This is a genomic window from Streptomyces sp. NPDC059816 (genome assembly GCF_042732055.1).
Taxonomy (GTDB): Bacteria; Actinomycetota; Actinomycetes; order Streptomycetales; family Streptomycetaceae; genus Streptomyces.
In genome coordinates, this window is record NZ_JBHWIQ010000015.1 from 176,104 (window position 1) to 200,749 (window position 24,646).

General features: G+C 74.1%; 22 protein-coding genes and 5 tRNA genes. 18 read left to right on the top strand and 9 right to left on the bottom strand.

What is annotated here, in order from left to right; genetic code table 11:
• Both ACFV88_RS21020 and ACFV88_RS21025 read left to right on the top strand, forming a co-directional pair.
• Positions 1–534 carry an RNA polymerase sigma factor gene (locus ACFV88_RS21020; RefSeq protein ID WP_385493191.1) on the top strand — a complete coding sequence of 178 codons (534 nt, stop codon included), beginning with the start codon at positions 1–3 and terminating at the stop codon, positions 532–534.
• A 37-nt stretch (positions 535–571) separates the two neighbouring features.
• Positions 572–1,069 carry a GNAT family N-acetyltransferase gene (locus ACFV88_RS21025; protein ID WP_385493192.1) on the top strand — a complete coding sequence of 166 codons (498 nt, stop codon included), beginning with the start codon at positions 572–574 and terminating at the stop codon, positions 1,067–1,069.
• Positions 1,070–1,123: 54 nt separating this feature from the next.
• On the opposite strand, the gene ACFV88_RS21030 is transcribed toward ACFV88_RS21025, so the two are convergent.
• Both ACFV88_RS21030 and ACFV88_RS21035 read right to left on the bottom strand, forming a co-directional pair.
• Entirely contained in the window at positions 1,124–1,567 is a 444-nt protein-coding gene (locus ACFV88_RS21030; RefSeq protein ID WP_385493193.1) for a hypothetical protein, read from the bottom strand.
• Between the two features lie 4 nt (positions 1,568–1,571).
• Entirely contained in the window at positions 1,572–1,931 is a 360-nt protein-coding gene (locus ACFV88_RS21035; protein WP_385493195.1) for a hypothetical protein, read from the bottom strand.
• A 597-nt stretch (positions 1,932–2,528) separates the two neighbouring features.
• Here ACFV88_RS21035 and ACFV88_RS21040 point away from each other — a divergent pair.
• The 9 genes from ACFV88_RS21040 to ACFV88_RS21080 all read left to right on the top strand — a co-directional run bounded on the left by ACFV88_RS21040 (position 2,529) and on the right by ACFV88_RS21080 (position 15,944).
• Positions 2,529–3,569 carry a methionine ABC transporter ATP-binding protein gene (locus tag ACFV88_RS21040; RefSeq protein WP_385493196.1) on the top strand — a complete coding sequence of 347 codons (1,041 nt, stop codon included), beginning with the start codon at positions 2,529–2,531 and terminating at the stop codon, positions 3,567–3,569.
• Positions 3,566–4,330 carry a methionine ABC transporter permease gene (locus tag ACFV88_RS21045; protein WP_385493197.1) on the top strand — a complete coding sequence of 255 codons (765 nt, stop codon included), beginning with the start codon at positions 3,566–3,568 and terminating at the stop codon, positions 4,328–4,330. Before ACFV88_RS21040 ends, ACFV88_RS21045 begins: the two co-directional genes overlap by 4 nt.
• Positions 4,331–4,422: 92 nt before the next feature.
• The gene (locus ACFV88_RS21050) at positions 4,423–5,253 is read left to right on the top strand and encodes a MetQ/NlpA family ABC transporter substrate-binding protein (protein ID WP_385493198.1); all 831 of its coding nucleotides are present in this window, start codon (positions 4,423–4,425) and stop codon (positions 5,251–5,253) included.
• Between the two features lie 58 nt (positions 5,254–5,311).
• The gene (locus ACFV88_RS21055; protein WP_385493199.1) at positions 5,312–6,139 is read left to right on the top strand and encodes a MetQ/NlpA family ABC transporter substrate-binding protein; all 828 of its coding nucleotides are present in this window, start codon (positions 5,312–5,314) and stop codon (positions 6,137–6,139) included.
• A gap of 170 nt (positions 6,140–6,309) precedes the next feature.
• Positions 6,310–6,948 carry a GNAT family N-acetyltransferase gene (locus ACFV88_RS21060; RefSeq protein ID WP_385493201.1) on the top strand — a complete coding sequence of 213 codons (639 nt, stop codon included), beginning with the start codon at positions 6,310–6,312 and terminating at the stop codon, positions 6,946–6,948.
• 240 nt (positions 6,949–7,188) lie between these two features.
• Positions 7,189–8,394: a precorrin-6y C5,15-methyltransferase (decarboxylating) subunit CbiE gene (gene cbiE, locus ACFV88_RS21065; protein WP_385493202.1), complete on the top strand. Its 1,206-nt coding sequence runs from the start codon at positions 7,189–7,191 to the stop codon at positions 8,392–8,394.
• Between the two features lie 365 nt (positions 8,395–8,759).
• On the top strand, positions 8,760–13,469 hold the full coding sequence (cobT, locus tag ACFV88_RS21070) for a nicotinate-nucleotide--dimethylbenzimidazole phosphoribosyltransferase (RefSeq protein ID WP_385493203.1): 4,710 nt from the start codon (positions 8,760–8,762) through the stop codon (positions 13,467–13,469).
• A 286-nt stretch (positions 13,470–13,755) separates the two neighbouring features.
• Complete coding sequence (gene cobA / locus ACFV88_RS21075) at positions 13,756–15,021, top strand: uroporphyrinogen-III C-methyltransferase (RefSeq protein WP_385493204.1); 1,266 nt, start codon at positions 13,756–13,758, stop codon at positions 15,019–15,021.
• Between the two features lie 104 nt (positions 15,022–15,125).
• Positions 15,126–15,944, top strand: a complete 819-nt coding sequence (locus tag ACFV88_RS21080) for a TrmH family RNA methyltransferase (protein WP_385493205.1) — start codon at positions 15,126–15,128, stop codon at positions 15,942–15,944.
• 30 nt (positions 15,945–15,974) lie between these two features.
• Here ACFV88_RS21080 and ACFV88_RS21085 read toward each other — a convergent pair whose 3' ends face one another.
• A complete protein-coding gene (locus tag ACFV88_RS21085; protein ID WP_385493206.1) occupies positions 15,975–17,321 on the bottom strand; it encodes a protein kinase in 1,347 nt (448 codons plus the stop codon).
• 635 nt (positions 17,322–17,956) lie between these two features.
• Here ACFV88_RS21085 and ACFV88_RS21090 point away from each other — a divergent pair.
• The 3 genes from ACFV88_RS21090 (at position 17,957) to ACFV88_RS21100 (ending at position 19,822) form a co-directional block, all read left to right on the top strand.
• A complete protein-coding gene (locus ACFV88_RS21090) occupies positions 17,957–18,163 on the top strand; it encodes a hypothetical protein (RefSeq protein WP_385493208.1) in 207 nt (68 codons plus the stop codon).
• Between the two features lie 245 nt (positions 18,164–18,408).
• Positions 18,409–19,401: a phosphotransferase gene (locus ACFV88_RS21095; protein ID WP_385493209.1), complete on the top strand. Its 993-nt coding sequence runs from the start codon at positions 18,409–18,411 to the stop codon at positions 19,399–19,401.
• 112 nt (positions 19,402–19,513) lie between these two features.
• Positions 19,514–19,822, top strand: a complete 309-nt coding sequence (locus ACFV88_RS21100; RefSeq protein ID WP_385493210.1) for a zf-TFIIB domain-containing protein — start codon at positions 19,514–19,516, stop codon at positions 19,820–19,822.
• 156 nt (positions 19,823–19,978) lie between these two features.
• On the opposite strand, the gene ACFV88_RS21105 is transcribed toward ACFV88_RS21100, so the two are convergent.
• The 5 genes from ACFV88_RS21105 to ACFV88_RS21125 form a co-directional block, all read right to left on the bottom strand.
• A tRNA-Val gene (locus ACFV88_RS21105) sits at positions 19,979–20,053 on the bottom strand.
• A gap of 80 nt (positions 20,054–20,133) precedes the next feature.
• Positions 20,134–20,205: transfer RNA gene (locus tag ACFV88_RS21110), tRNA-Val, on the bottom strand.
• A 22-nt stretch (positions 20,206–20,227) separates the two neighbouring features.
• A tRNA-Val gene (locus ACFV88_RS21115) sits at positions 20,228–20,299 on the bottom strand.
• Position 20,300: 1 nt separating this feature from the next.
• A tRNA-Cys gene (locus ACFV88_RS21120) sits at positions 20,301–20,374 on the bottom strand.
• A gap of 36 nt (positions 20,375–20,410) precedes the next feature.
• Positions 20,411–20,483: transfer RNA gene (locus tag ACFV88_RS21125), tRNA-Gly, on the bottom strand.
• A 145-nt stretch (positions 20,484–20,628) separates the two neighbouring features.
• Between ACFV88_RS21125 and ACFV88_RS21130 the strand changes: the two genes are divergently transcribed.
• The 3 genes from ACFV88_RS21130 (at position 20,629) to ACFV88_RS21140 (ending at position 23,395) form a co-directional block, all read left to right on the top strand.
• Positions 20,629–21,687: a chorismate-binding protein gene (locus ACFV88_RS21130; RefSeq protein WP_385493211.1), complete on the top strand. Its 1,059-nt coding sequence runs from the start codon at positions 20,629–20,631 to the stop codon at positions 21,685–21,687.
• The gene (locus ACFV88_RS21135) at positions 21,684–22,502 is read left to right on the top strand and encodes an aminotransferase class IV (protein ID WP_385493212.1); all 819 of its coding nucleotides are present in this window, start codon (positions 21,684–21,686) and stop codon (positions 22,500–22,502) included. The genes ACFV88_RS21130 and ACFV88_RS21135 overlap by 4 nt, the downstream gene beginning before the upstream one ends.
• A gap of 74 nt (positions 22,503–22,576) precedes the next feature.
• The gene (locus tag ACFV88_RS21140; RefSeq protein ID WP_385493213.1) at positions 22,577–23,395 is read left to right on the top strand and encodes a GNAT family N-acetyltransferase; all 819 of its coding nucleotides are present in this window, start codon (positions 22,577–22,579) and stop codon (positions 23,393–23,395) included.
• A 63-nt stretch (positions 23,396–23,458) separates the two neighbouring features.
• On the opposite strand, the gene ACFV88_RS21145 is transcribed toward ACFV88_RS21140, so the two are convergent.
• Positions 23,459–23,983 (bottom strand): DsbA family protein, encoded by a 525-nt coding sequence (locus tag ACFV88_RS21145; RefSeq protein WP_385493214.1) that lies wholly within the window; start codon positions 23,981–23,983, stop codon positions 23,459–23,461.
• A 164-nt stretch (positions 23,984–24,147) separates the two neighbouring features.
• Here ACFV88_RS21145 and ACFV88_RS21150 point away from each other — a divergent pair, with 164 nt between their 5' ends.
• Entirely contained in the window at positions 24,148–24,624 is a 477-nt protein-coding gene (locus ACFV88_RS21150) for a hypothetical protein (RefSeq protein WP_385493216.1), read from the top strand.
• The last annotated feature ends 22 nt before the right edge of the window (positions 24,625–24,646 follow it).

Here is a 24,646-nt window from a genome sequence, read left to right on the forward strand (position 1 = left end):
ATGAGCCACCCCACCCCCCGTCCGCACCCGTTGGTGGATGACCTCACCCCGTTGCTCGCCCGCGCGGTGGCGGCCGAGGCGGACCGCCCCGGGTTCCCGTCCGAGGACCTCACCCAGGACGTGTGGTTGCGCCTGTTCGAACACCTGGACGCCGTCGGGCCGCCGGTGGACCCGGCCCGCTGGTTGCGCGCCGCCGTCCGCGCGGAGGCCCACCGCGCCCGGTGCGCGGCCCGCCGCGAGCTGCCCTGCGGGACCCGACTGCCCGTCGCGGTGCAAGGCGACCCCGAAGACCTCGCGTTCGCCGCCGACCTGCGTCGCTCCCTGCGCGCGGCGGTCCGGCGACTGCCCTCGCGCTGCCGTGGGCTCGTGCTGGCCTTCCTGTCGCCGGATCGCCTGACGTACCGCGAAATCGCAGGGGAGTTGGGTATCTCACAGGGGAGCCTAGGGCCGGAACGTTCCCGATGCCTGGGATGTCTGCGCAGAATGCTCGCGGCGGAGGTTGCGGTTCCCGACCCGCGGGGAAGGGTGCGTTAGACAACCGGTGGAGCAGGTGAGCGGGAGGCATGCGCACATGGGCATGAGCGTGACCATCTCTGCGGCGACGGAGCAGGACGCCGAACAGATCCTGAAGTTGCAGTACCTGTGTTACCAGAGCGAGGCGGAGCTCTACGGCGACTACTCCATCGAGCCGCTCACCCAGTCGCTGGCGTCCCTCCGGTCGGAACTGAGCACGGGCCTGGTCCTGGTCGCCCGGCTCGGCGACGAGGTCGTGGCCTCGGTCCGCGGCACGGTCGACGCGGTGGGCGTGGCCCACATCGGCAAGCTCATCGTCCACCCCCGGATGCGCCGGCACGGGCTCGGCGGCCGGCTGCTCGCCGCGATCGAGGAACGGCTGGGCGCGGCGGGCACGGCCACCCGCTTCGAGCTGTTCACCGGCCACCGCTCCGACCGCAACCTGCGGCTGTACCGCAAGCACGGGTACGCGCCGGTCGGCACCCGCGAGATCGACGACCGGATCACCGTCGTCACCCTCACCAAGACCGTGGGCCTGCTGGCCGCCACGGCCTGAGCGATTCCGCGGCGGCGGGCCACCCGCCGCCGCGGACGGCACGGGGAAGGGGACTCAGCCCGTCCCGGTGTCCGCGGACGGTGCGGTGCGCGCCCGCCGGAGCCAGTACATGGCGGTCAGGGGCAGCAGTACCGGGATGAAGAGGTATCCCATGCCGTACTCGGACCAGACCGTGGTGTCGGGGAAGGCCGACGGATCGACCAGCGTCCAGGTGCCCACGACCAGCACTCCGGCCAGTTCGGCCGCGCAGCACACCAGCGCGGCCCGCCGGGCCCGCTCGCCGCCGCGCACCAACGAGTAGGTGATGAACCCGTACACCAGACCGGCGATCGCGGACAGGGCGTAGGCCAGCGGCGCCCGTTCGAAGTCGGTGGCGATCTGCACCGCGGAGCGCGACACCGCGCCGACGACCATCACCCCGTACAACCACACCAGCAGGGTGCCCGGTCCGCTGATCAGCGCCCGGCGCGCGTCCGGCGCTTCCTGCTCGGTCCCCACCACCTCAACCTCTCCAGACGTCGTAGAGGCGCACCTGGAGGACCGCGAGCACCACACCACCGGCCGCCACGGTCACCGAACCCCAGCGGGTGCGCTCGGCCAGTGACAGGAATCCGGCGGCGGGGATGCAGCACGCCGAACCGATCAGGTACCCCACGAAGATCGCCGTGCCCTTCACCGGTTCCTCGCCCCGCGCGAGCTGGACGATGCCGACCACCAGCTGGGCCAGTGCCATGACCGACACCACGGCCATGCCCATGAAGTGCCAGTCCTTGGTCGGCTGGTCGCGGTACGCGGCGAAACCGCACCAGGCGGCGAGCACGAGCGCGGCCACCGCGGTCGCGATCGTCAGTGCAGCAAGCATGCGGTGACCCTATTACGCGGCCGGGCGCGGGCCCGCGCCGCCCCCGCCGCACGGGCCCGGTACGCCGGAGTGCGCCCGTCGTGCGCTCGGCACCCTCAGGCCGTGGTCTTGGCCACAGTCGCCGGGCGCGCGCCGGGCCGCACCGGGGACGCGCGCATGCCCAAAGGGTCCCGTACCGGCTGGTGACGGGCGGGGTTGCGGGCGTTGGCACGGGTACGGGCGGGTGTCCAGGGATTGTCCAAGCCCGTCCGCTATTCGGACAGAGGGGGTGGACACCGCCCTGACGTCTGCTTTACTTGCCCGCATGACCACGACGAGCAGCCGCACCCTTGCGACCGAGGCGATGATGACGCCCGGTGCTGCTTGTATGTGTCGAATGTGCGCCTTCTGAGGGCCCCCGCACCACCAGCCTCGCGCCCCGAAGCGAGACGGTCGAGCCGTGTCCCCGACCGAACGTCGGCCGGACCCGCCTGCCCCGAGCGCACGATTCTCCCCCCGCACCACCGCCACCACGAGAACCGTGCCGCGTTCTGAAGACGAATGCCCCGTGCCCGGCGCCCACCACGGCGTCGCGCACTCGACAGTGACGGAATCCCAGTGATCACCACCCAGGGCCTCACCAAGGTCTACCGTTCGCGCGGTCGCGAGGTCACCGCCCTCGACGGCGTCGACCTCCATGTACGGGAAGGAGAGGTCTACGGCGTCATCGGACAGAGCGGCGCCGGCAAGTCCTCCCTCATCCGCTGCGTCAACCTCCTCGAACGCCCGACCGCCGGCACCGTGACGGTCGACGGTCAGGACCTCACGGCACTCGCCGGTCGCGGTCCCCGCGCGGGCAAGGCCCTGCGCGACGCCCGCAGCCGGATCGGCATGGTCTTCCAGCACTTCAACCTGCTGTCCACGCGCACCGTCCAGGACAACGTCGAACTGCCGTTGGAGATCCTCGGCGTCTCCGGCAAGGAGCGTTCCCGCAAGGCGCTCGAACTGTTGGACCTCGTCGGGCTCGCGGACAAGGCCCGGGTCTACCCCGCCCAGCTGTCCGGCGGCCAGAAGCAGCGCGTCGGCATCGCCCGCGCCCTCGCCGGCGACCCCAAGGTCCTGCTCTCCGACGAGGCGACCAGCGCCCTCGACCCGGAGACCACCCGTTCCATCCTCCAGCTGCTGCGCGACCTCAACCGGCAGCTCGGACTGACCGTCCTGCTCATCACCCACGAGATGGACGTCGTCAAGTCGATCTGCGACTCCGCCGCCCTGATGGAGCACGGACAGATCATCGAGTCCGGAACGGTCGGCGAACTGCTCGCCACCCCCGGCTCCGAACTCGCCACCGCGCTCTTCCCCGTCAGCGGGGACGCCACCGGGCCGGACCGGACCGTCGTGGACGTCACCTTCCACGGCGAGGCGGCCACCCAGCCCGTCATCTCGCAACTCTCCCGCACCTACAACATCGACATCTCGATCCTCGGTGCCGCGATGGACACCGTCGCCGGGAAGCAGGTCGGCCGGATGCGCATCCAACTGCCCGGGCGCTACGAGGACAACGTCGTACCGGTCGGATTCCTGCGCGAGCAGGGCCTCCAGGTGGACGTCGTCGATCGGGCCGAGCGGTCCACCCTGGTGAAGGAAGGTGCCAAGTGACCTGGTCCGAGATGTGGCCGCTGCTGGAGCAGGCGTGTTGGGACACCCTGTACATGGTGGGCTGGTCCACGGTGATCGCCGTGGTCGGCGGACTGCCGCTCGGCGTCCTCCTGGTCCTCACCGACCGGGGCGGCCTCCTCCAGAACACCGTCGTGAACAAGGTGATCGGGCAGGTCGTCAACATCGCCCGCTCGATGCCGTTCATCATCCTGATGGTGGCCCTCATGGGCTTCACCCGGACGATCACCGGCACCACCATCGGCCGCGAGGCCGCGATCGTCCCGCTGGCGATCGGCGCGATCCCGTTCTTCGCCCGACTGGTGGAGACCGCGGTGCGCGAGGTGGACGGCGGCCTGGTGGAAGCCGTGCAGTCCATGGGCGGCAACACCTGGACGGTGGTCCGCAAGGTCCTCGTCCCCGAGTCGCTGCCCTCGTTGATCTCCAGTGCCACCACCACCGTCGTCGCCCTCATCGGCTACAGCGCGATGGCCGGCACGGTCGGCGCCGGCGGACTCGGCGACATCGCCATCCGCTACGGCTACCAGCGCTTCGAGACCGAACTGATGTGGATCACCGTGGCGGTCCTCGCCGTCGTGATCTCCGTCATCCAGTTCGCCGGCGACTTCGCCGCCCGCTCCCTGCACCGCAGGGGAGGCCGCGCCGGCTCCGCGCCCCGGCTGCGCCTGCTGCGGGCGGCCCCGCCGCCCTCCGGCGGCGCCGCTCCGGCGAGCGCCGAACTCGACCCCCTCAAGGTCCCCTGACCCCGGTCGGCGGTGCCGACCGCACCGCCGCCGCCCACCTACGCGTCCCGCGCAGACCGCCGGGACCGGCACCATGGAGAAAGGCACTTTTCGTGCGTAACACCGCCAAGATCACCACCGCTGTCCTCGCCGCCGGAGCCCTCACCCTCGGCCTCACCGCCTGCGGTGCGGACGACTCCGACTCCGGCTCCGACGGACCCCTGAAGGTCGCCGCGACCGCCACCCCGCAGGGCGAGATCCTCGCCTACATCAAGGACAACCTCGCGGCCAAGGAGGACCTGGAGCTGGAGGTCAAGGAGTTCACGGAGTACGTGACCCCGAACACCGCCGTCCAGGAGGGCGAGCTCGACGCCAACTACTTCCAGCACAAGCCGTACCTGGACGACTTCAACAAGAAGAAGGGCACCGACATCGTGCCCGTCCCGGGTGCCACGGTCCACCTGGAGCCGCTCGGCGTCTACTCCAAGAACGTCAAGGCCCTCGCCGACCTCAAGAAGGGGGCCACCATAGCGGTCCCCAACGACACCACCAACGAGGCCCGCGCCCTCCAGCTCCTCGCCGCCAACGGCGTCATCAAGCTGAAGGAAGGCGTCGGCTTCGCGGCGACCCCCAAGGACATCGTCGACAACCCGAAGGACCTCAAGTTCAGCGAACTGGAGGCCCCACAGCTGCCCCGGGCCCTGTCGGACGTCGACGCCGCGGTGATCAACGGCAACTACGCCATCGAGGCGAAGCTCAGCCCCGCCAAGGACGCCATCGCCGCCGAGGACGCCAAGGACAACCCGTACGGCAACTTCCTCGCGGTGAAGAAGGGCGACGAGGACGACCCCCGGGTCAAGAAGCTCGCCAAGCTGCTGACCTCCCCCGAGGTGAAGAAGTTCATCGAGGACAAGTACGACGGCGCCGTCATCCCCGCCTTCTGATCCGGCGGACCCGGCACCCCCGACCCCTCGCATCCCTCAGCAGCGGAGTACCACCCCCATGCGCACCACCCGAACCCTGTTCGCCGCGGCGGCCGGGACCGCACTGGCCGTCGCCCTGACGGCCTGCGGCTCCGGCTCGTCCGGGGGCGACGACAACGGCGCCCTGGTCGTCGGCGTCACCCCCGTCCCGGCCGGCGAGGTCCTCGCCCACGTCAAGGACGAACTCGCCGAGAAGGCGGGCCTCGACCTGGAGATCAAGGAGTTCCAGGACTACGTCCTGCCGAACACCGCCCTCCAGGAGGGCTCGCTCGACGCCAACCTGTACCAGCACCAGCCCTACCTGGACGACTTCAACAAGTCCAAGAAGACCGACCTGGTCCCCGTCGCCGAGGTGTACCTGCCGCCCATGGGCGTGTACTCCAAGGAGGTCGACGACCTCGCCGACCTGCCGGACGGGGCGACCGTCGCGGTGCCCAACGACACCACCAACGAGGGACGGGCGTTCCAGCTCCTCGCCTCCCAGGGCCTCATCGAACTGAAGGCGGACGCGGGCCCCGACGCCAGCCCCGCCGACGTCGCCGAGAACCCCAAGAAGCTGGTGTTCAAGGAACTCGACCCGGCGCAGCTGCCGCGCTCCCTCGATGACGTCGACGCCGCGGTCATCAACAACAACTTCGCCCTGGACGCGGGCCTCAGCCCGAAGAAGGACGCGATCCTGCTGGAGACCGCCGAGGACAACCCGTACAACAACGTCCTCGCCGTGAAGAAGGGCGAGGAGGACGACCCCCGGGTCAAGAAGCTCGCCGACCTGCTGACCTCGCCCGAGGTCGCGAAGTTCATCGAGGACACCTACCAGGGCTCCGTCCTCCCCGTCGGACGGGGCTGACCCCGGCGCCCGGGGCGTTCGGCCACCGCGCCGCGACGCCCCGGGCCCGCCCGCACCACGCCCGCGCCCCCGTCGGACGGCGGCCCCGTGGTGCGTCGGCGCCCGCGGATGTTGCATGCTGGTCCACTCAACAGAGACCTGAAGGTTCCTGAAGGTTACGGAGCGGCGCCATGACGACCACCTTTCCCGACATCTCCCTCAGCACGGAACGGTTGGTCCTACGCCCCTTCGAGGACGCGGACGCCCCGGCCCTGACCGAGATGATGAACGACGAACTCGTCGTCATGTGGAGCTCGGCACCGTACCCGTACACCGAGGACGACGCCCGCACCTGGATCACCGAAGGGGCCCCGGGGACACGCACCGGCGGCCACGGCATCGCCTTCGCCGTGACGGAGTTCCTCACCCAGCGCCTGGTCGGCACCGTCCGACTGCGCGCCGTCGACTGGCGCGTCCGGTCCGCCGAACTCGCCTACGCCACCGCCCCTTGGGCGCGCGGCGAGGGTTACGCCTGCGAGGCGTCGCTCGCCACCGCCGGGTGGCTGTTCCACGACCAGAAGTTCGAGCGCCTGGAGTTGCGGACGGCCGCCGCCAACACGGCCGCCCAACAGGTCGCGCAGAAGATCGGCTGCATCAGCGAAGGGGTCCTGCGCGGCGCGCGGATAGCGCGTGCCCGCACCGATGACGGCGGCTGGATCGACCAGCGCACCGACCTCATCGTATGGAGCCTGCTCCCCGAGGACCTGGAGGGCTCCGGCGAGCAGTTCGCGGACGCCGGCTCCTACACGGCCTTCACCGACTGGAACTGATCGGAGCCCTCCCCGGCCGGCCCGTGCACAGCGGGGGCACCGGACGTCCGCACCCGGTACGCTCACGGTGCCCGATCGCGCGCGGCACCCTCCCGCCGTCCGGTCACCCTCCCGCGCCCTGCTCCGCGCCCGCCCCGTTCCCCTCGGTGCCCCACCCCCACGCGCCCCCGCGCCTGCTGCCACCCCGTACCGCCGCCCGGACACCGTCCCTACCGCCTCGACCCCTGGAGACTGACGACGATGGCCGACCGGGTCACGGTGATCGGCTGGGACGGTTCACCACTTCCCGTCGGGGCTCGCTCGGCGCTCGCGGTGGCCACCCTGGTCGCCGGGGCCCCGCACCACCTGGCCTTCCCCGAGGTGCCCGAGCACGCCGAACGCATCCGGCTCGGCAGCTTCGCCCTCGCCGCCCGCCGGATCGCCGCCCACCGGGGCACCGCGGTCGTCCTCGCGGACGGCGACCCGGGCTTCTTCGGCGTCGTCCGCGCCCTGCGCGACCCCGAGTTCGGCCTGGAGGTCGAGGTGGTACCCGCCACCTCCGCGGTGGCCCAGGCGTTCGCCCGGGCCGGGATGCCCTGGGACGACGCGGAGGTCGTGGTCGCCCACCGCCGCACCCTGCGCCGGGCCGTCAACGTGTGTCGCGCCCACACCAAGGTCGCCGTGCTCACCGCCCCCGGCGCGGGCCCCGCGGAACTCGGCCTCCTCCTCGACGGCGTGATCCGCACCTTCGTCGTCTGCGAGGAACTCGGCACCGACCGCGAACGGGTCACCGTGATGACCTCCGACAAGGCCGCCGACCGCAGCTGGCGCGACCCCAACGTGGTGATCTCCATCGGCGGGACGTCCGCCACCGAACCCGGCTGGATCGCCGGCCGCGACCCCGGCACCGGCCCGCGCGGCTGGGCCCTGCCCGCCGACGCCTACGGCCACGGACTGCGCGAGAGCGAGAACGAGCGACTGCGCGCCGCCCAACTAGCCCGCCTCGGCCCCCGCGTCGGCGACCTGGTCTGGGACATCGGTTGCGCCAGCGGCGCCTTCGCGGTGGAGGCGGCCCGCTTCGGCGCCGCCGTCATCGCCGTCGACCAGCACCCCGACAACTGCGCCCGCGCCGCCGCCACCGCCCGTCGCTTCGGCGTCCAGCTCCAGGCCGTCCACGGTCGCGCCCCGCACGTCCTGGAGACGCTGCCCGAGCCCGACGTCGTACGGATCGGCGGCGGCGGCGCCCCCGTCGTCTCCGCCGTCGCCGACCGGCGCCCCGGCCGGATCGTCACGCACGCCGCGACCCGGGACGCCGCCGAACGCATCGGCCGCGACCTGGTCGAACACGGGTACGAAGTCGAATGTGCCCTCCTCCAGTCCGTCGAACTCGACACCCGCGCCTGGACGGAGAAGGAACGGACGGTCGGATTCCTCCTTTCCGGACACCTCCCGGACCGCGCCCCCTGAGCGCCGCGGCGGTGCGCGCGAGGTAGGCTGGACGATCGTTGTACCGCACTGGGCCCCTGGCTCATTCGTGACCCAATGTCCAGAAATCCCGCCCGTTTTGGGTGGACTGTGGTACGGCAGAGGCCAAGGACGCGCGACGTGGCGCAGTCCAGCAGTCCAACAGGGACCGTTCCGGGAACTACGTGCCGAGGTGGGGGCCAACCGGGACAATGCCTTGTGGCGGCGCCGCCTGCGCCGTCGGCACGTGCCGCGCGGCGCGCCCGCTCGTTCTCCGGACGGGCGGTCGGACGCCGCCCGGTTCGGGCGCACCGACCGGCGGGGGCCGGAACGGTCGTAGAAGCACTACCGATGGGCGAGGGGTACGCATGACCGACACCGGCCGGATTCCGGACGAGGCACTGCCGGACCACCCCGGCGAGGGGACCACTGCCGCGTCCGTCCGCGGCCGGACGGCACCGCAGCCGGGCCCCGGAGCGCCCGCCCCGTACCCCGACCACGCCGAGCCCCACGACGACGACCAACTCCTGATGCCCGGCTCGCAGGGCGCGTGGATCGAGGGCCGCAGCGGGTCCGGAGTGTTCCCGATCGCCCCTGCGGTCGACACCTACCCCCCGGTGGTCCACACCACCGGTGCCCCGGCGCCGGGCCCCGCCCCGGTGCAGCCGGGGGAGCCCACCGGGTCGACTCTGCCTCCCGCCGCTCCTGCTGTTCCTGCCGCTTCTGCCGCTCCCGCCGAACCGCGCCCCACCGCGCCCGCAGGGCCCGCCCCCGTCCTCTCGGTGCCCACCTCGCTGGAGACACTGGACGACGACGAGCCCCCGAACCCGTACGAGGCCGACGCACCCGTGACCGCCGAACCCCCCACACCGATCCCCGCCGCCCAGGCGCCCGTGCCCGAGGCCGGTCCCGAGACACCTCGGGCCGCCACCGGGCACGAGCCGGGACCGCACGAGACGGCCGGCCGCGACAGCGCCTCCGTCGAGGTGTCCGACGGTCGAGCCCCCGGCGCGCACCCCGCGCCCGGCCAGGGCCCCGGCGCGCCCCGCCGCCCCCTGCACCTCGGTCCGCCCACCCCGGACACCGCCTCCAGCCCGGTGCGCTCGCTCGCCGACCGGGGCCCCGCCGGCTCCCGTCGGGGTGCGGTCAAGGTCCGCCGGCAGAGCCCGCAGGCCGAGCAGCCGGACGCTCCCGAGCAGCCGGAGCCCCAGCGCGCCGCGGCCCCGCTGCCGGGCCCCCAACTCGCCGAGATCCCCCCGCAGGCCGGCGCCCCCTGGGGCCCGCCGCCCGCCTCCGGCGGGGCCACCCCGGGCCGGAACGAGCTGCTGCACCCGGTGGGGACCGCCCCGCAGGGCGCCCAGACCGTGCCCGCGGCCCAGGTGTCCGCGCCCGCCGCCACGACCGGGGTCCCCGTGACCGACGGGCCCCCGGCCCCCGCGCTCCCCGCCGAGACCCCGTCGACCGCCGCCGCTGAGCAGCAGCCGTCCACCGGGACGGCGGTCCGACCGGACGGCGACGTACCCGACCCACTCGCCCCGGTGGCCCCGGTCGCCCCGGTTGTCGAGGGGTTGCCCACCGAGGCGTCGACCCCCGCTGCCGGTGCGCAGCCGGTCGGGGACCCCACCGAAGGCCGGGGCGTACGGGTGGCCCCGGCAGCGCAGTCCGCCGCGCCCGTGAGCGTTGTGCCGATGACCCCCGCGCCCGATGCCGCGCTCGCCGCCGTGGCCCGGGCGACCGGCACGTTCCCGATCCAGGACGTGCTCGTCCAGGAAGCGCCCGCCCAGGAAGCACCGGTCCACGAGGCACCGGTCCACGAGGCACGGGTGGCCGAAGCTCCGGCCCCGGTCGGGGAGTTCGTCCCGGTCGCGGGCTCCGTGCCCTCCACGCCGCACCTCGCGCCGACCCCGCCGCACGCCCTCGTCCTCCCCCCGCAGCAGGAGCCGCCCGTACCCGTCGCGCCGGCGGTGCCCGAGGCCCCCGCGCCGGAGGTCACCGCCGGGCCCGAGGCCGTCGCGCCCGCGCCCGTTGCCCCGGTCGTGACGCCCGCTCCGGCGACGGAGCCCGACGCCACCCCGGCGGCCGGACCCGTGGACCCACAGCCCGAGTCCGCGGCCGACACCGCTGAACCGGCCGCCGACCAGCCCGCGACCGCCCCCGTCGGGCTCGCCCCCGACGCCGTCGAGCCCGCCCCGGCCCCCGTGCAGGACCAGCCCGCCCCCCCGCCGTCCGACGCGGTCACCGCCCCGGTTGCGGTCGCGACCGCGGAGCCGGCCCAGGTCGCACCGGATCAGCCGCAGTCCCCCGAGGCCACCGTGCCCGAGGCGGAGCCCGCGACGGCCGAGACCGGGTCCGAGCCGGTCACCCCGGAGCCGGCCACCCCGGACCCGGTTGCCGAAGCCACGCCCACGGCATCCGCCGACGCCGCTGCCCCGGAGGAGCCCTCCGCCGAGGAGCCCCCCGCCGAGCCGGCTGTGGCCGTGGCCGCGCCCGAGGCGACCGTCGCCTCCGCAGCAGGGCCGGACCCGTCCGGTGCACCCGAGACGCCCACCCCTGCCCAGCAGGAACCGCCCACCGCCACCGAGGCGCCCACCGCGCCCACCGGCGAGACCGCCGCGGCACCACCGGCCGAGCCGCACGAGCCCCCCGCCGAACCCACCGCACCCGCACCCGCGCCCGCGCCCCCGGCAGCGGCGGCGGCTGACGAGACGACGACCGACGCCCCGGCCGCCGAAGCCTCCGTGGCCCCGGCCGAGGTCGCCGAAGCGCCCGAAGCCCCGGCCACCGGGGCGACGCCGAACGCACCGGAAGCGCCCGCCGAGCCGGCCGCGGAAGCCGACACCGCGGCTCCCGCCGAGGCACAGAGCGCGCCGGAAGCCGTGGCGGCACCGGAGCCCGCGAGCGCTCAGGCACCCGCCGACCAGGCGCCCCCCGTCGAGACCCCGGCCGCCCCGGTCACCCCCGAGGCAGCCGACGTCGCCGAGCCGGCCGAGGCCCCGGCCGCCCCCGCCGGCCCCGAGGAGGAAGCCCCGGCCACCGACGGGACCGACGTCCCCGAAGGCGCCGACGTTCCCGAAGACGCCGACGCCGCCGAAGCGGAGACCCCCGCGCAGACCCCGGACAGCCTGCCCACCCACTCCGCCGACGACGAGCCCGGCGGCCCCGACGCGGGTACGGAGGCGGACACCGTCACCGTGTCCGTCCAGGACCGCAGCGCTGCCCTCGCCGGCCCGGCGGCCACCCCGGCCCCGGCCGAGGAGCAGGCACCCGAGCCCGCCGAACCGGCCGGACCCGCCGACCAGCTGGCCCCCGCCGACCCCGTCGTCCCCGAGGCGCCCCGGGCCGCCCGCCCCGCCGCCCCGGGATACGACGAGGCCGAGCGCGAGGCGGTGCTGCGGGTCATGCGCGAGCGCCGGGACATCCGCAACGGGTTCCGCTCCGACCCCATTCCGCACGAGGTCCTGCTGCGGGTCCTGGAGGCCGCGCACACCGCGCCGTCCGTCGGCCACTCCCAGCCCTGGGACTTCGTGGTGATCCGGTCCGACGAGACCCGGCAGGCGATGCACGAACTGGCCGCCCGCCAGCGCGACGCCTACGCCAAGTCCCTGCCCAAGGGCCGGGCCAAGCAGTTCAAGGAACTGAAGATCGAGGCGATCCTCGACACCCCGGTCAACATCGTCGTCACCGCCGACCCGACCCGCGGTGGCCGTCACACCCTCGGCCGTCACACCCAGCCGCAGATGGCCCCGTACTCCTCCGCGCTCGCCGTGGAGAACCTGTGGCTCGCCGCCCGCGCCGAGGGCCTGGGCGTCGGCTGGGTCAGCTTCTTCGACGAGCGCGAGATGGTCCGCGCCCTCGACCTCCCCGAGCACCTGGAGGTCGTCGCGTACCTGTGCGTGGGGTACGTCGACGAGTTCCCCGAGGAGCCGGAGCTCGCGCAGGCCGGCTGGTCCCAGCGCCGCCCGTTGTCCTGGGTCGTCCACGAGGAGACGTACGGGCGCCGCGCCCTGCCGGGCGAAGAGCCGCACGACCTGCTCGCCGAGACCGTCGCCGGCATCCGCCCCCTGGACGCCAAGGCGCTCGGCGAGGCGTGGGAGCGGCAGAAGCGGATGACCAAGCCCGCCGGAGCGCTCGGCATGCTGGAGATCATCTCGGCACAGCTCAGCGGCCTCTCCCGGGTGTGCCCGCCGCCGATCCCGGAGCCGGCGGCCGTCGCGGTCTTCGCGGGCGACCACGGCGTGCACGCCCAGGGCGTGACCCCGTGGCCGCAGGAGGTCACCGGCCAGATGGTCGCCAACTTCCTCAGCGGCGGCGCGGTCTGCAACGCGTTCGCCCAGCAGGTCGGCGCCGAGGTGTGCGTCATCGACGTCGGCGTGGCGTCCGACCTGCCCGCCTCACCGGGCCTGCTGCCGCGCAAGGTGCGCGCCGGCACCGCCGACATGACCACCGGGCCCGCGTTGACCCGTGAAGAGGTCACCTCGGCCATCGAGGTCGGCATCGAGACCGCCCGCGACCTGGTGGCCGCGGGCAACAAGGCGCTGCTCACCGGAGAGATGGGCATCGCCAACACCACCGCGTCGGCCGCGCTGATCTCCGTGTACACCGGGGCCGACCCCGCGGAGGTCACCGGTCGGGGCACCGGCATCAACGACGAGACGCTGGCCCGCAAGACGGACGTCGTCCGGCGGGCGCTGCAACTCCACCAGCCGGACCCGGCCGACCCGATCGGCGTGCTCGCGGCGGTCGGCGGCCTGGAACACGCCGCGTTGGTGGGTCTGGTGCTGGGTGGCGCCTCCCTGCGCACCCCCGTCATCCTGGACGGCGTCAGCGCGGGTGCGGCGGCCCTGGTCGCCCGGGCCATCGCCCCCGAGGCGCTCGCGGCGTGCATCGCCGGCCATCGCAGCGCCGAGCCGGGCCATGTCGCGGCCCTCAACAAGCTCGGACTGCGGCCCCTGGTCGACCTGGACCTGCGGCTCGGCGAGGGAACCGGCGCGCTGCTCGCACTGCCGCTCGTCCAGAGCGCGGCCCGCGCGATGCACGAGGTGGCCACCTTCGACTCCGCCGGGGTCACTGAGAAGTGACCCGCCCCGATCCGGGGGAGCACCGGCCGCGCGACCGGCCGCAGTTCCCCCGGATCGCCGGGCCCGTCACCGCCCCGCTCGGCACCGGCTCGGCGGGGCGTCCCGCCGAGCCCTCGTTCCGACGCCCCGGGGACGGCCCCGACCGCGGCCTTGACCAGCGAAACCGTATCGTTGACCAGCGGGAACCCCGCCCACGGGCATCCGACACGTCCCACCCGTGGGGTCCCCCGCCCGTCCGGAACAGCACGCCGCTCCACCGTCGCAGCGGCCCACCCGAGGAGCCGCCATGCCCACGTCCGCCAGCGATCCTGCCTACCCCGTCGGGCTCCGCCTCACCGGCCGCCGGGTCGTGGTGCTCGGCGGCGGCCAGGTGGCGCAACGCCGCCTTCCCGCACTGATCGCAGCCGGCGCCGACATCCACCTCGTCTCGCCCTCGGCCACCCCCTCCGTGGAGGCCATGGCCGACTCCGGCGAACTCACCTGGCACCGCCGCCGCTACGAGGACGGCGACCTCGCGGACGCCTGGTACGTCCTGGTGGCCACCCAGGACCGTGCGGCGAACACCCGGGCGTCCGCGGAGGCCGAGGCCCGCCGGATCTGGTGCGTGCGCTCCGACGACGCCGACGCCGCCACCGCCTGGACCCCCGCCACCGGCCACAGCGCCGGCGTCACCGTGGCCGTCCTCACCACCGACGCCCAGGGCCGTGACCCCCGGCACACCGCGGCGATCCGGGACGCCGTGGTCGAGGGCCTGCGCGACGGGACCCTGGTCGCCCCCCACCACCGGGCCCGCGCCGCGTCCGTCGCGCTCGTCGGCGGAGGCCCCGGCGACCCCGACCTGATCACCGTCCGCGGCCGCAGACTGCTCGCCGAGGCGGACGTCGTCATCGCGGACCGGCTCGGCCCCCGCGATCTGCTCGCCGAACTGCCGCCGCACGTCGAGGTGATCGACGCGGCGAAGATCCCCTACGGCCGGTTCATGGCCCAGGAGGCCATCAACGAGGCGCTGATCGAGCACGCCAGGGCCGGCCGGACGGTGGTCCGGCTCAAGGGCGGCGACCCGTTCGTCTTCGGTCGGGGCATGGAGGAGGCCGAGGCGCTGGTCGAGGCCGGCATCCCGTACACGGTCGTGCCCGGCATCTCCAGCTCGATCTCCGTGCCCGGCGCGGCGGGCATTCCGGTCACCCACCGGGGCGTCGCCCACGAGTTCACCGTGGTCAGCGGCCACGTGGCACCCGACGACGACCGCTCGCTGGTGGACTGGGCGGCCCTCGCCCGACTGCGCGGCACCCTCGTCGTGCTGATGGGCGTGGACAAGATCGGCCGGATCGCTGAGGCACTGATCGCCCACGGCCGGGGCGCCGACACGCCCGTGGCCCTCGTCCAGGAGGGCACCACCGCCGCCCAGCGCCGGGTGGACGCGACGCTCGCGACCGTCGCCGCCACCGTCGAACGCGAGGGCGTGCGCCCGCCCGCGGTGATCGTCATCGGTGACGTCGTCCGGGTCGGCCCCCAGGCGCCGGGCGCCCCCACCGGGGCCGCACCCAGCTGAACCCGTACCGGCCCGGTGCCACCCACCGGGCCGGTGGGCACGGCCGCAGCGCCCACCCCTCCCACCTCCACTGGCCCCGAACCCGGACAAGGCGGTACCACCCCGTGGCCGAACTGATCACCGTCGAGGACCCCGACGACCCCCGACTGCGGGACTACACCGGACTCACCGACGTCGAACTGCGCCGCCGGCGCGAGCCCGCCGAAGGACTGTTCATCGCCGAGGGCGAGAAGGTCATCCGCCGCGCACGGGACGCCGGGTACGCGATGCGGTCGATGTTGCTGTCGTCCAAATGGGTCGACGCCCTGCGGGATGTGATCGACGAACTCCCCGCGCCCGTCTACGTGGTGACCCCCGAACTGGCGGAGCGGGTCACCGGTTACCACGTCCACCGGGGCGCCCTCGCCTCCATGCAGCGCGCGCCCCTGCCGACCGCGGACGACCTGCTGACCACCGCCCGCCGGGTCGTCGTCATGGAGTCGGTGAACGACCACACCAACATCGGCGCCATCTTCCGTTCCGCCGCGGCCCTCGGCATGGACGCCGTGCTGCTCTCCCCGGACTGCGCCGACCCGCTGTACCGCCGTTCCGTGAAGGTCTCCATGGGCGCCGTGTTCTCCGTGCCGTACGCCCGATTGGAGTCCTGGCCGAACGGTCTGGAAACGGTGCGCGCGGCCGGCTTCGACCTCCTCGCGCTGACCCCCGACGCGCAGGCGGTCACCCTGGACGCGGCGGCGCCGCACCGTCGGGAACGGGTCGCGCTGATGCTGGGGGCCGAGGGCGACGGCCTCTCCACCCGGGCCCTGCGGGCCGCGGACGAGTGGGTCCGCATCCCGATGGCGCACGGCGTGGACTCGCTGAACGTCGGCGCCGCCGCGGCGGTCGCCTTCTACGCGGTCGTCACCGGTCGCCCGACCGGCTGATCCGACCGGCTCCCCGTCGGCGGTCGGCGTTCAGCGGTCAGTGGCGACGGGAGCGGCCCGGTCCGCGGCGTTCGTCACCACGGGTGCGGGAACCCCGGCCCCGTTGGCGGGCCCCTGGCAGCCTTGGGCAGCGGCGATGCCCAGTGCCACCAGCAGCGTCACCACCACGAACACGATGAGCCGTTGGCGCAGCAGCCTGGGGTTCGCCGGACGTCGCCCCGCACCCGTCCGCCGCTGTCTCTCGCGCCCGCTGCGGGGGGCGGGCCGGGCGCCCGAGCGGGGGGCCCGGGTGCCGCTCCGCGATCCGTTCCCCGGACGGGTGCCCGAGCGGTTGGCGCCGGAGGATTGGGTGGGGCGGGGCGGGCGACCCGCTCCGGAGCGCTGGGTCGGCTGCGCGGCCCGGGACGCCTTGGACGACGCGGAGGGCCGCGGGGGCGGGGTGCCCTGCGGACGGCGCTGGGTGCGCTGGGCGGCGTACTCCGCGGCCAGTCCCCCCGACGGCCGGTCCGGCTGACCGCGCGGCACGGGCGGTCGCGGATCGGTCAGACCCTGGGCCTCACGAGCGGCGATCTCCTTGAGCCGCAAGGACAGTTGCAGGGTGCTGGGCCGCTCCTCCGGGTCCTTCGCGAGACAGGCCCGCACCAGGGGCGCCAGCGCGTCGGGCACTCCGCTCAGCTGCGGCTCCTCGTGCACCACGCGGTACAGCATCACCTCGGAACTGCCGTGACCGAAGGGCGAGTCGGAGGTCGCCGCGTACGCGAGCGTCGCACCGAGCGCGAACACGTCGGTCGCCGGGGTGACGGCGGCACCACGCACTTGTTCCGGGGCGAGGAACCCGGGGGAGCCCACCGCGGTGCCGACGTGCGTCAACGTGCTCGCGCCGGTCGCCCAGGCGATGCCGAAGTCGATGATCCGGGGGCCCTTGGGAGACAGCAGGATGTTCGACGGCTTCAGGTCCCGGTGGACGACCCCGGCCTCGTGGACCGCGACCAGCCCCTCGGACAGTGCCGCTCCGATCGCCGCCGCGTCGGCCGCGGGCAGCGGACCGTCGTCGGCGACCCGGTCGTGCAGGGAGGGCCCGGGTACGTACTGGGTGGCGAACCAGGGCCGCTCCGCCTCCAGATCGGCGGCGACCAGCCGCGCCGTGCAGCCACCGCGGATCCGGCGGGCCGCCGACACCTCACGGGCGAACCGCTGACGGAACTCCTGGTCCTCGGCGAGATCGGGGCGGATGACCTTCAGCGCGACCCGCTGGCCACGGCGGTCGGACCCGAGGTAGACGACCCCCATGCCGCCCGCTCCGAGCCGTCGGTGCAGCCTGAACGAGCCGACCACACGCGGGTCCTCACGCCTCAGGCGCATCATCGCCATGTTCATCCCCGCTGCCCGGTCCGGTTGACGAGCCACAGCTTACGTACACCGGGCCCGGAGCGCGCAGAGGCCGCGCCCTCTCGATCCGATCGATTGTCGGTGCCGGACCAGCGGTATGAAGGGGAGTCAGGGAACTGCCGAGGCTCGGGCGACTGACCCGGAACCGGGGCCAACCGGCTTTTCGGCCAAGGAGGTTGACCTGACGGCGAGTGGCGGCCCCGGAATGCCGGCACGCCTGCCCCGGGGGCGTCACGAGGAGGTGCGGGCGACCGGCGGAGCGGGTCGCCGCGGGGCGTCGCGGACCCGGGCGGACGGGGTGGAAGTGAGCGAACTCACCCGTGGCGGGCACACCGCCCCGACCATCCGCCACCCGCCCCGCCGGTCCCCTCGGGGAAGACCCCGAGACGTGCACGGCCGTCTCCACCCAGGGGAGTACGTGCGGGGGAGCCGGTCATCCTTGCGGAGGCCAGGCAATCGATACGAGGGCATGACGACCGGACGGCTCCCCGGTCATAGATTTGTCGTCAAGCGGCGGGTGCGGTACTCGTCCCCCGAGGTCAAGCGCCCGCCGCTCCGTACACACACGACGTGCGACGGGCCCGGCAACGGGTCCCGCACGGGAGACAACCAGGAGAGGGACCATGGCGGACACGGCCACCCGGACCATGATCCGTGCACGAGGACGCAAGGCGTACGCCGCGTTCGACGGCAGCCGGCCCGGTGAGCGCCACCCCTTGGTGGCGACGGCCATGGTCCTCCCCCTGGCGGCCCTGCTCGTAGTCGTCTTCGGCGGCTGGGAGGCAGTGGTCACCCAAGCGTCGTCCGTGGTGGAGATGCTGGGGCGCTGAGCGGCGCCCCGGGCCCGGAAGAGCGGTCCGGGCGGGGACATCCCACCATGAAACCCCGTGGGGACGGGGGTGCGGCGGACGGCACAAGGCCCGCGCAACCTGGGGAGGTTGCGCGGGCACTTTGCTGTGTCGGCCCGCAGCCCCCTGGACGTGCGGGGCCGGCCGGGCTCGTAGGCTGACGGGAGCGCGGCGGCCGGTACGGACCGTCCGCCGAGCGGGGCGTCGAACCAGGGGCGGGGCAGTCGATGAGCGGTGCGGTGGTGCGGGGACTGCGCGTACGGGCCCGGACCGCGGTCCACGGGGCGGACCGGGAGTGCGACTGCGGGCACGCCGGTGAGGTGCTTGCCCGCCGGGACGACGGGGTCGTGGTGCGTCACGGCGGCGTGGTGGCCAAGGCGCACGCCGGCGGCTCCGACCCGGACGAGCTGGCCGCCCGGATCGCGGTGGCGGGCCATCCGGCGCTGGCGGACGTGCTGCTGCCCCCACTGGTGCCCCGCCCGACGGAGCGCACCGCCCCACCCGCGACGGCACTGGCCGGCCGCCCGGTCAGCCTCTGGCCCTACGGGGTCCCGGTCGACCCCGACGCCCCCGAGCGGGCGCCGTGGGAGGCGGCGGGCGCCCTGCTGGCCCGCCTCCACCGCGTCGACGTGTCCCGGCTGCCGGGCCCCCTGCCCGCGATGCGGGGGCCGGCGAAGGCCGCGCTGGCCGTCCACCGGATGCGGACCGGGGTCGGCGGGCCCGGCCTTCCTTGGCCGCTGGCCGCGGGCCCGGCGGCAGCGGCGGTCGCGGCCGTGGAGCGCGCCTGGCGGACCCTGCCGCCCTGGGCCCGGGGCGAGGCACCGGCACCCGGCCCGCCCGCGCTCTGCCACGGCGACCTCCACCTGGGGCAACTGGTCAGGGCGCCGGACGGCCCCTGGCGCTTGATCGACGTGGACGACCTCGGCGCCGGGCCGGCCGTCTGGGACCTCGCCCGGCCGGCCGCCTGGTACGCGTGCGGGTTGCTCGGCCCGGCCCAGTGGAACCGTTTCCTCGGTGCGTACCGGGCGGGTCGGGGCCCCGCGGTGCCCGCCGGGGGCGACCCCTGGCCGGCGCTGGACGTCGTCGCGCGGGCCCTGACCGTGCAGACGGCGGCCCTGACGATCACCAGGAGCCTGCGGGAGGGGCGCCCGCCCGACGGGGACGAGTGGGCGGTGATCAGCGCCTGCGACCGGATGGGCGGGACGCCGCCCGTCGAGTGACCCGTTCGCCGGGGGAGTTGGCCGGGAGGGAAGCGAAGTAGGGTGCAGAAGAACGAAAGCCGGGCAGTATTCCGGCGAAGCGGTACCTAACGGCGAGGAGTTGAGCCCGTCCATGCAGTGTCCGAAGTGCCACGCGCCCATGAACACCTACAACCGCAACGGCGTCCAGATCGAGCAGTGCTCCGGTTGCCGCGGGATATTCCTGGACTACGGCGAGCTGGAGGCGCTGACGCGGTTGGAGTCCCAGTGGACCCAGCCCGCGCCGCCGCCGCCCGCCCCGCAGGGCTACCCCGCCCAGGCCCCGCCCGCACCGGCCTGGGGCGCACCGCAGCACGGTGGGCACGGCGCGCACCACGGTCACCACGGGGGTCACGGCGGCCACCGGAACCGCGGCTTCGGGCGGATGCTGTTCTCCTCCTGAGCCCACGGCCCGCCCGCCGCACGACGGCGTGTGAAGGGCTCCGTGCCCCTGGAGGACCCCTGGTCCCCGGGGCGCGGAGCCGGTCCGTGCGCAGGTGAGCACGCGGCCCGGGCACGACACAGCCCCCGGTGTCCAGGACGACCGGGGGCTGACGGGTGGTGCGCGATACTGGGATTGAACCAGTGACCTCTTCCGTGTCAGGGAAGCGCTCTCCCGCTGAGCTAATCGCGCGGGGTGTCCCGGGAGACTACCAGGAGCGGTGACCCGAGGGCCGCCCGGAAGTCGACCGGAGGGTGGTGCGGTGTACTGCGTGCGCGATACTGGGATTGAACCAGTGACCTCTTCCGTGTCAGGGAAGCGCTCTCCCGCTGAGCTAATCGCGCGGGCACCCGATGCCGGGTCCAGTGGACGATACTGGGATTGAACCAGTGACCTCTTCCGTGTCAGGGAAGCGCTCTCCCGCTGAGCTAATCGTCCGTGGAGGTGGAGACGGGATTTGAACCCGTGTAGACGGCTTTGCAGGCCGTTGCCTCGCCTCTCGGCCACTCCACCAGGGATGCGGCGGGTTCTGAGAACTCCCCGCTCCTGAGCGGACGACGAGGTTCGAACTCGCGACCTCAACCTTGGCAAGGTTGCGCTCTACCAACTGAGCTACGTCCGCATGTCGTTTCGGTGCGCTTGCGCGTCCCGGCGACGTGTTGAACTCTAGCGGATTCCCGGGGAACCACAAAAACGCGTTTACGCAGCGTGCTGCCCCGACACCACCCCACGGCGCCCACCGGGTCCCCCGGCCTAGACTCGCAGCCGTGCGTACCCTCCCCGCCCTGGCCCGCTTCGGCGGCCTCCTCGCCACCGGTCTGCGTGACGTGACCAGCGATCCCGCCGCGCTGGACGGCCGGGGCTTCTGGGCCGTGTGTGCCGACTTCGAGGGCCGGCTGGTGTGCGCGCGCTTCGACGACGTACGACCCGCCCCGGTGCCCGCGCCGACTCCGGGGGCGTGGCGGGGCCCCGGCCCGGACGACTGGGCGTCCTCGCTCGACCGCGAGGCGTACACCCGGGGCGTGCGGCGCATCCGTGCCCACATAGCGGCGGGCGAGGTGTACCAGGCGAACCTGTGTCGGGTCCTGTCGGCTCCCGTGGCTGCGGACGCGGACGTGGACGCGTTGACCGCACTGCTCGCCCGCGGCAACCCCGCCCCCTACGCCGGAACGATTCGCCTGCCGGAGCACGGCGTGGAGATCGCCACCGCCTCGCCCGAACTGTTCCTGCGCCGTACGGGCCGGACCGTGGAGTCGGGTCCGATCAAGGGGACCGGGCGCACCGAAGCCGACCTGCTGGAGAAGGACCACGCCGAGAACGTCATGATCGTGGACCTGGTCCGCAACGACCTCGGCCGGGTCTGCGTCACGGGCTCGGTCACCGTCCCCGACCTCTGCGTGGTCGAGAAGCACCCCGGGCTCGTCCACCTCGTCTCCACCGTCCGCGGTGAACTGCGCCCCGGCGCGGGCTGGGCGGAGCTGCTGGGCGCCGCCTTCCCGCCCGGGTCCGTCACGGGGGCGCCCAAGTCCAGCGCCCTGCGGATCATCGAGGCCCTGGAGGTCGGACCGCGCGGCCCCTACTGTGGGGGCATCGGCTGGGTCGACGCCGACCGGGGCACGGGTGAGCTGGCCGTGGGCATCCGCACCTTCTGGATCGACCGTGCCGCGGGTCTCCTGCGCTTCGGCACCGGTGCGGGCATCACCTGGGGCTCGGACCCGGAACGCGAGTGGCGCGAGACCGAACTGAAGGCGGCCAGACTGCTCGCCGTGGCATCGGGCGGCTCGCCGCCCCCCACGGACCCCGACCCCCTGGAGGGCTCCCTGTGAAAATCTGGCTCGACGGCGCACTCCGGGACGCCACGTCCGCGCGCGTCTCCGTGTTCGACCACGGACTCACCGTCGGTGACGGGATCTTCGAGACGATGAAGACCGTCAACGGGCGGGCCTTCGCCCTGACCCGCCACCTGGACCGGCTGGCGCGCTCCGCCCGCGGCCTCGGCCTCCCGGAGCCCGACCTCGACGAGGTCCGCCGGGCCTGCCGCGCCGTCGTGGACGCCAACCCCATGCCGCTCGGACGGCTGCGCGTCACCTACACGGGGGGCGAGTCCCCGCTCGGCTCCGACCGGGGCGAACACCCGCCCACCCTGGTCGTCGCGATCGGCCCGGTCCCCCGGCGCGCCGACACCACCGCGGTCGTCACCGTGCCCTGGACCCGCAACGAGCGCGGGGCGCTGGCCGGGCTGAAGACCACCTCGTACGCCGAGAACGTGGTCGCGCTCGCCCGGGCCCGGGAACGGGGCGCCACGGAGGCGCTGTTCGGCAACACGGTCGGACGGCTCTGCGAGGGCACCGGATCGAACGTCTTCGTCGTCCTCGACGGCCAGCTCCACACCCCGCCCGTCGCCTCGGGCTGCCTCGCGGGCATCACCCGTGCGCTCGCGGTCGAGTGGTCGGGCGCCCAGGAGACGGACCTGCCGTTGGACGTCCTGGACCGCGCGGAGGAGATATTCCTCACCTCGACGCTGCGTGACGTCCAGGCCGTGCACCGCGTCGACGGCCGTGAACTGCCGGCGCCCGGACCGGTGACCGCCAAGGCGATGCGGATCTTCACGGAGCGGTCCGCCGACGACTTGGACCCGTGAGCCCGTGACCGCGCCCCCGGCGCGCTCGCGCAAATTCCGATGACTGGGTGCCGCACGGCGGGTAGACATCAGCGATGACCACCACCCTGCGGCCGACCGGGCCGCTCCAGCAACTGGCCGACGGGGGCCGTTCCCGGCACTTCCGGATCTGCGTCAACAGTCGTCCCGTGGGCGAGATCGACCTCGCCACCGACGAGCGGTTCGGCCCCCGGGTGGCCCGGGTGCGCGCGCTGCGGGTCGACGAGCCGGACCGGGCCCGCGGCCGGGGGACCGTCGCCGCGCTCGCCGCCGAGGAGGTGGCCCGCGGCTGGGGCTGCCGGCGGATCGAGGCGTCGGTCCCGGCCGACGCCCCGGTGGCCCTGCGACTGGGCCGGGCCCTCGGGTACGTGGAGCGCAACCGGCTCATGGCCCTCGACCTCGACCGGGCGGCGCCGCCGCCCCCGGACCCCTCGGCCCGGCCGATGACCGCGGCCGAGTACGGTCCCTGGCGCACGACGTCCCAGGAGGCGTACGTCGGTGACTGGATCGAACGGGGCGTGCCGGAAGACGAGGCCCGGGCCAAGGCCGAGCGCGACTACGTCCGTCTGCTGCCCGACGGGCTCGACACCCCGGGGGCGGCGATCAGCGTCCTCGAACACCGGGGCACGGTGGTCGGGACGGTCTGGGTCGCGCTCGGCGCCGAGAGTTCCTACGTCTACGAAGTGGAGGTCGTCCCGGAGCACCGGGGCCACGGCCACGGACGCACCCTGATGCGGCACGCCGCGGCGCAGGCGCTCGCCGCGGGGCACCGGACGATCGGCCTCAACGTCTTCCTCGGCAACACCCCGGCCCTGCGGCTGTACGAGTCGCTGGGGTACGAGCCGACCGTCCACCACCTCTACAAGCCCCTGTGACCGCTGTGACGGGAAGGGGCGTGGAAACCCAGGGGTTCCGGAGGATCCGGGGAATCGGGGGAGTCAGCGGGCGAGCAGTCGGTCCACGATCTCCTCGATGCGCTCCCGCAGTCCGTCCTGACTCTCGCCCCCGTCGAGCCGCTGCCCGTCGATGACGTACGTCGGGGTTCCCGTCACGCCCAGCGCCTTGCCCTCCGCCTGGTCGGCGTCGACGATCAGGGTGTGCCGCCCGTCGATCAGCGCGGTGTCGAACTCCTCCGCGTCCAACCCCAGCTCCCGGGCCACCTCGACCAGCAACGCCTCGCCCCCGCGGTCCAGTTCCTCGGCCCGGGCGAGCACCGCCTCGACGTAGGGCCAACCCCGGCCCTGCGCCGTCGCTTCCTCCGCGGCCTGGGCGGCGGCGAACGCATGCCGGTGCTTGGCCAGCGGGAAGTGGCGCAGCCGCAGCTCCAGCCGGTCCCCGTAGCGGGCCCGCAGGGCGTGGAGGTCGTCCAGCGCGGTCCGGCAGTCGGGGCACTGGAGCTCGCACCAGAGGTCGAGGACGGGACGGCCCGCGGGCTGCGGGGAAGGGGAAGCGGAGTCGTTCATGGGGCAAGTCTCGCAGCTCTCCCCGGCCGGGTCCGGCCCGGGACCTGGGGAGGAGATCGACCCCGAGTTCTCCCTGAGGTGCGTTCCGGCCGTGGCCCGAGGGGCCGGGGTCGGTGCAGGATGGATGGGGACGAACCGTCCGACCGATTCAGCTGGAGGCCGGAATGATTGCCGAAACCGTGTGTTCCGCCGTGGCCGTGGCGGGCCTGGGCATCGCGGCGGTCACCGCCTACCGCAAGCGGTTCCTCGCTGCGGCCCGGACCGCTGCCTATGCGCTCGTGCCGCTCGGGCTGGTCATGACCGGGGCCGTCCAGTGGATCGTGGACACCGCTTTCAGCCCGACCGCGTGGGCCGGGTTCGGGGTGCTCGGCGTGGCGTGGGGCCTGTTCCTGACGACCCGGGCGGTGGAGCGGCGGCGCGGGGTGAGCCGCAAGGACCGGCGGGCGGCCAAGGCCCAGGCGAAGGCGGCCGGTGCCGGGGAGCGGGAGGCGGTGGCGCCCGGCGCGTCGGCACAGGCGAGCGGCCGTCCGTCGCTCAAGCCGTCCAAGCCGTCCGCCAAGCCCGCCTCCCGGCCGTCCTCGGGCCCCGGCTCGGAGGACTTCAGCGACATCGAGGCCATTCTGAAGAAGCACGGCATCTGACGGCTGTCGACTCCCGCCGGGA

Coding starts and splice junctions, on each gene's coding strand:
- cobA (WP_385493204.1), top strand. CDS start 13,756: ATGCCCACGTCCGCCAGCGATCCTGCCTACCCCGTCGGGCTCCGCCTC.
- ACFV88_RS21020 (WP_385493191.1), top strand. CDS start 1: ATGAGCCACCCCACCCCCCGTCCGCACCCGTTGGTGGATGACCTCACC.
- ACFV88_RS21060 (WP_385493201.1), top strand. CDS start 6,310: ATGACGACCACCTTTCCCGACATCTCCCTCAGCACGGAACGGTTGGTC.
- ACFV88_RS21095 (WP_385493209.1), top strand. CDS start 18,409: ATGAGCGGTGCGGTGGTGCGGGGACTGCGCGTACGGGCCCGGACCGCG.
- ACFV88_RS21055 (WP_385493199.1), top strand. CDS start 5,312: ATGCGCACCACCCGAACCCTGTTCGCCGCGGCGGCCGGGACCGCACTG.
- cbiE (WP_385493202.1), top strand. CDS start 7,189: ATGGCCGACCGGGTCACGGTGATCGGCTGGGACGGTTCACCACTTCCC.
- ACFV88_RS21090 (WP_385493208.1), top strand. CDS start 17,957: ATGGCGGACACGGCCACCCGGACCATGATCCGTGCACGAGGACGCAAG.
- ACFV88_RS21035 (WP_385493195.1), bottom strand. CDS start 1,931: ATGCTTGCTGCACTGACGATCGCGACCGCGGTGGCCGCGCTCGTGCTC.
- ACFV88_RS21150 (WP_385493216.1), top strand. CDS start 24,148: ATGATTGCCGAAACCGTGTGTTCCGCCGTGGCCGTGGCGGGCCTGGGC.
- ACFV88_RS21145 (WP_385493214.1), bottom strand. CDS start 23,983: ATGAACGACTCCGCTTCCCCTTCCCCGCAGCCCGCGGGCCGTCCCGTC.
- ACFV88_RS21140 (WP_385493213.1), top strand. CDS start 22,577: ATGACCACCACCCTGCGGCCGACCGGGCCGCTCCAGCAACTGGCCGAC.
- cobT (WP_385493203.1), top strand. CDS start 8,760: ATGACCGACACCGGCCGGATTCCGGACGAGGCACTGCCGGACCACCCC.
- ACFV88_RS21085 (WP_385493206.1), bottom strand. CDS start 17,321: ATGAACATGGCGATGATGCGCCTGAGGCGTGAGGACCCGCGTGTGGTC.
- ACFV88_RS21025 (WP_385493192.1), top strand. CDS start 572: ATGGGCATGAGCGTGACCATCTCTGCGGCGACGGAGCAGGACGCCGAA.
- ACFV88_RS21100 (WP_385493210.1), top strand. CDS start 19,514: ATGCAGTGTCCGAAGTGCCACGCGCCCATGAACACCTACAACCGCAAC.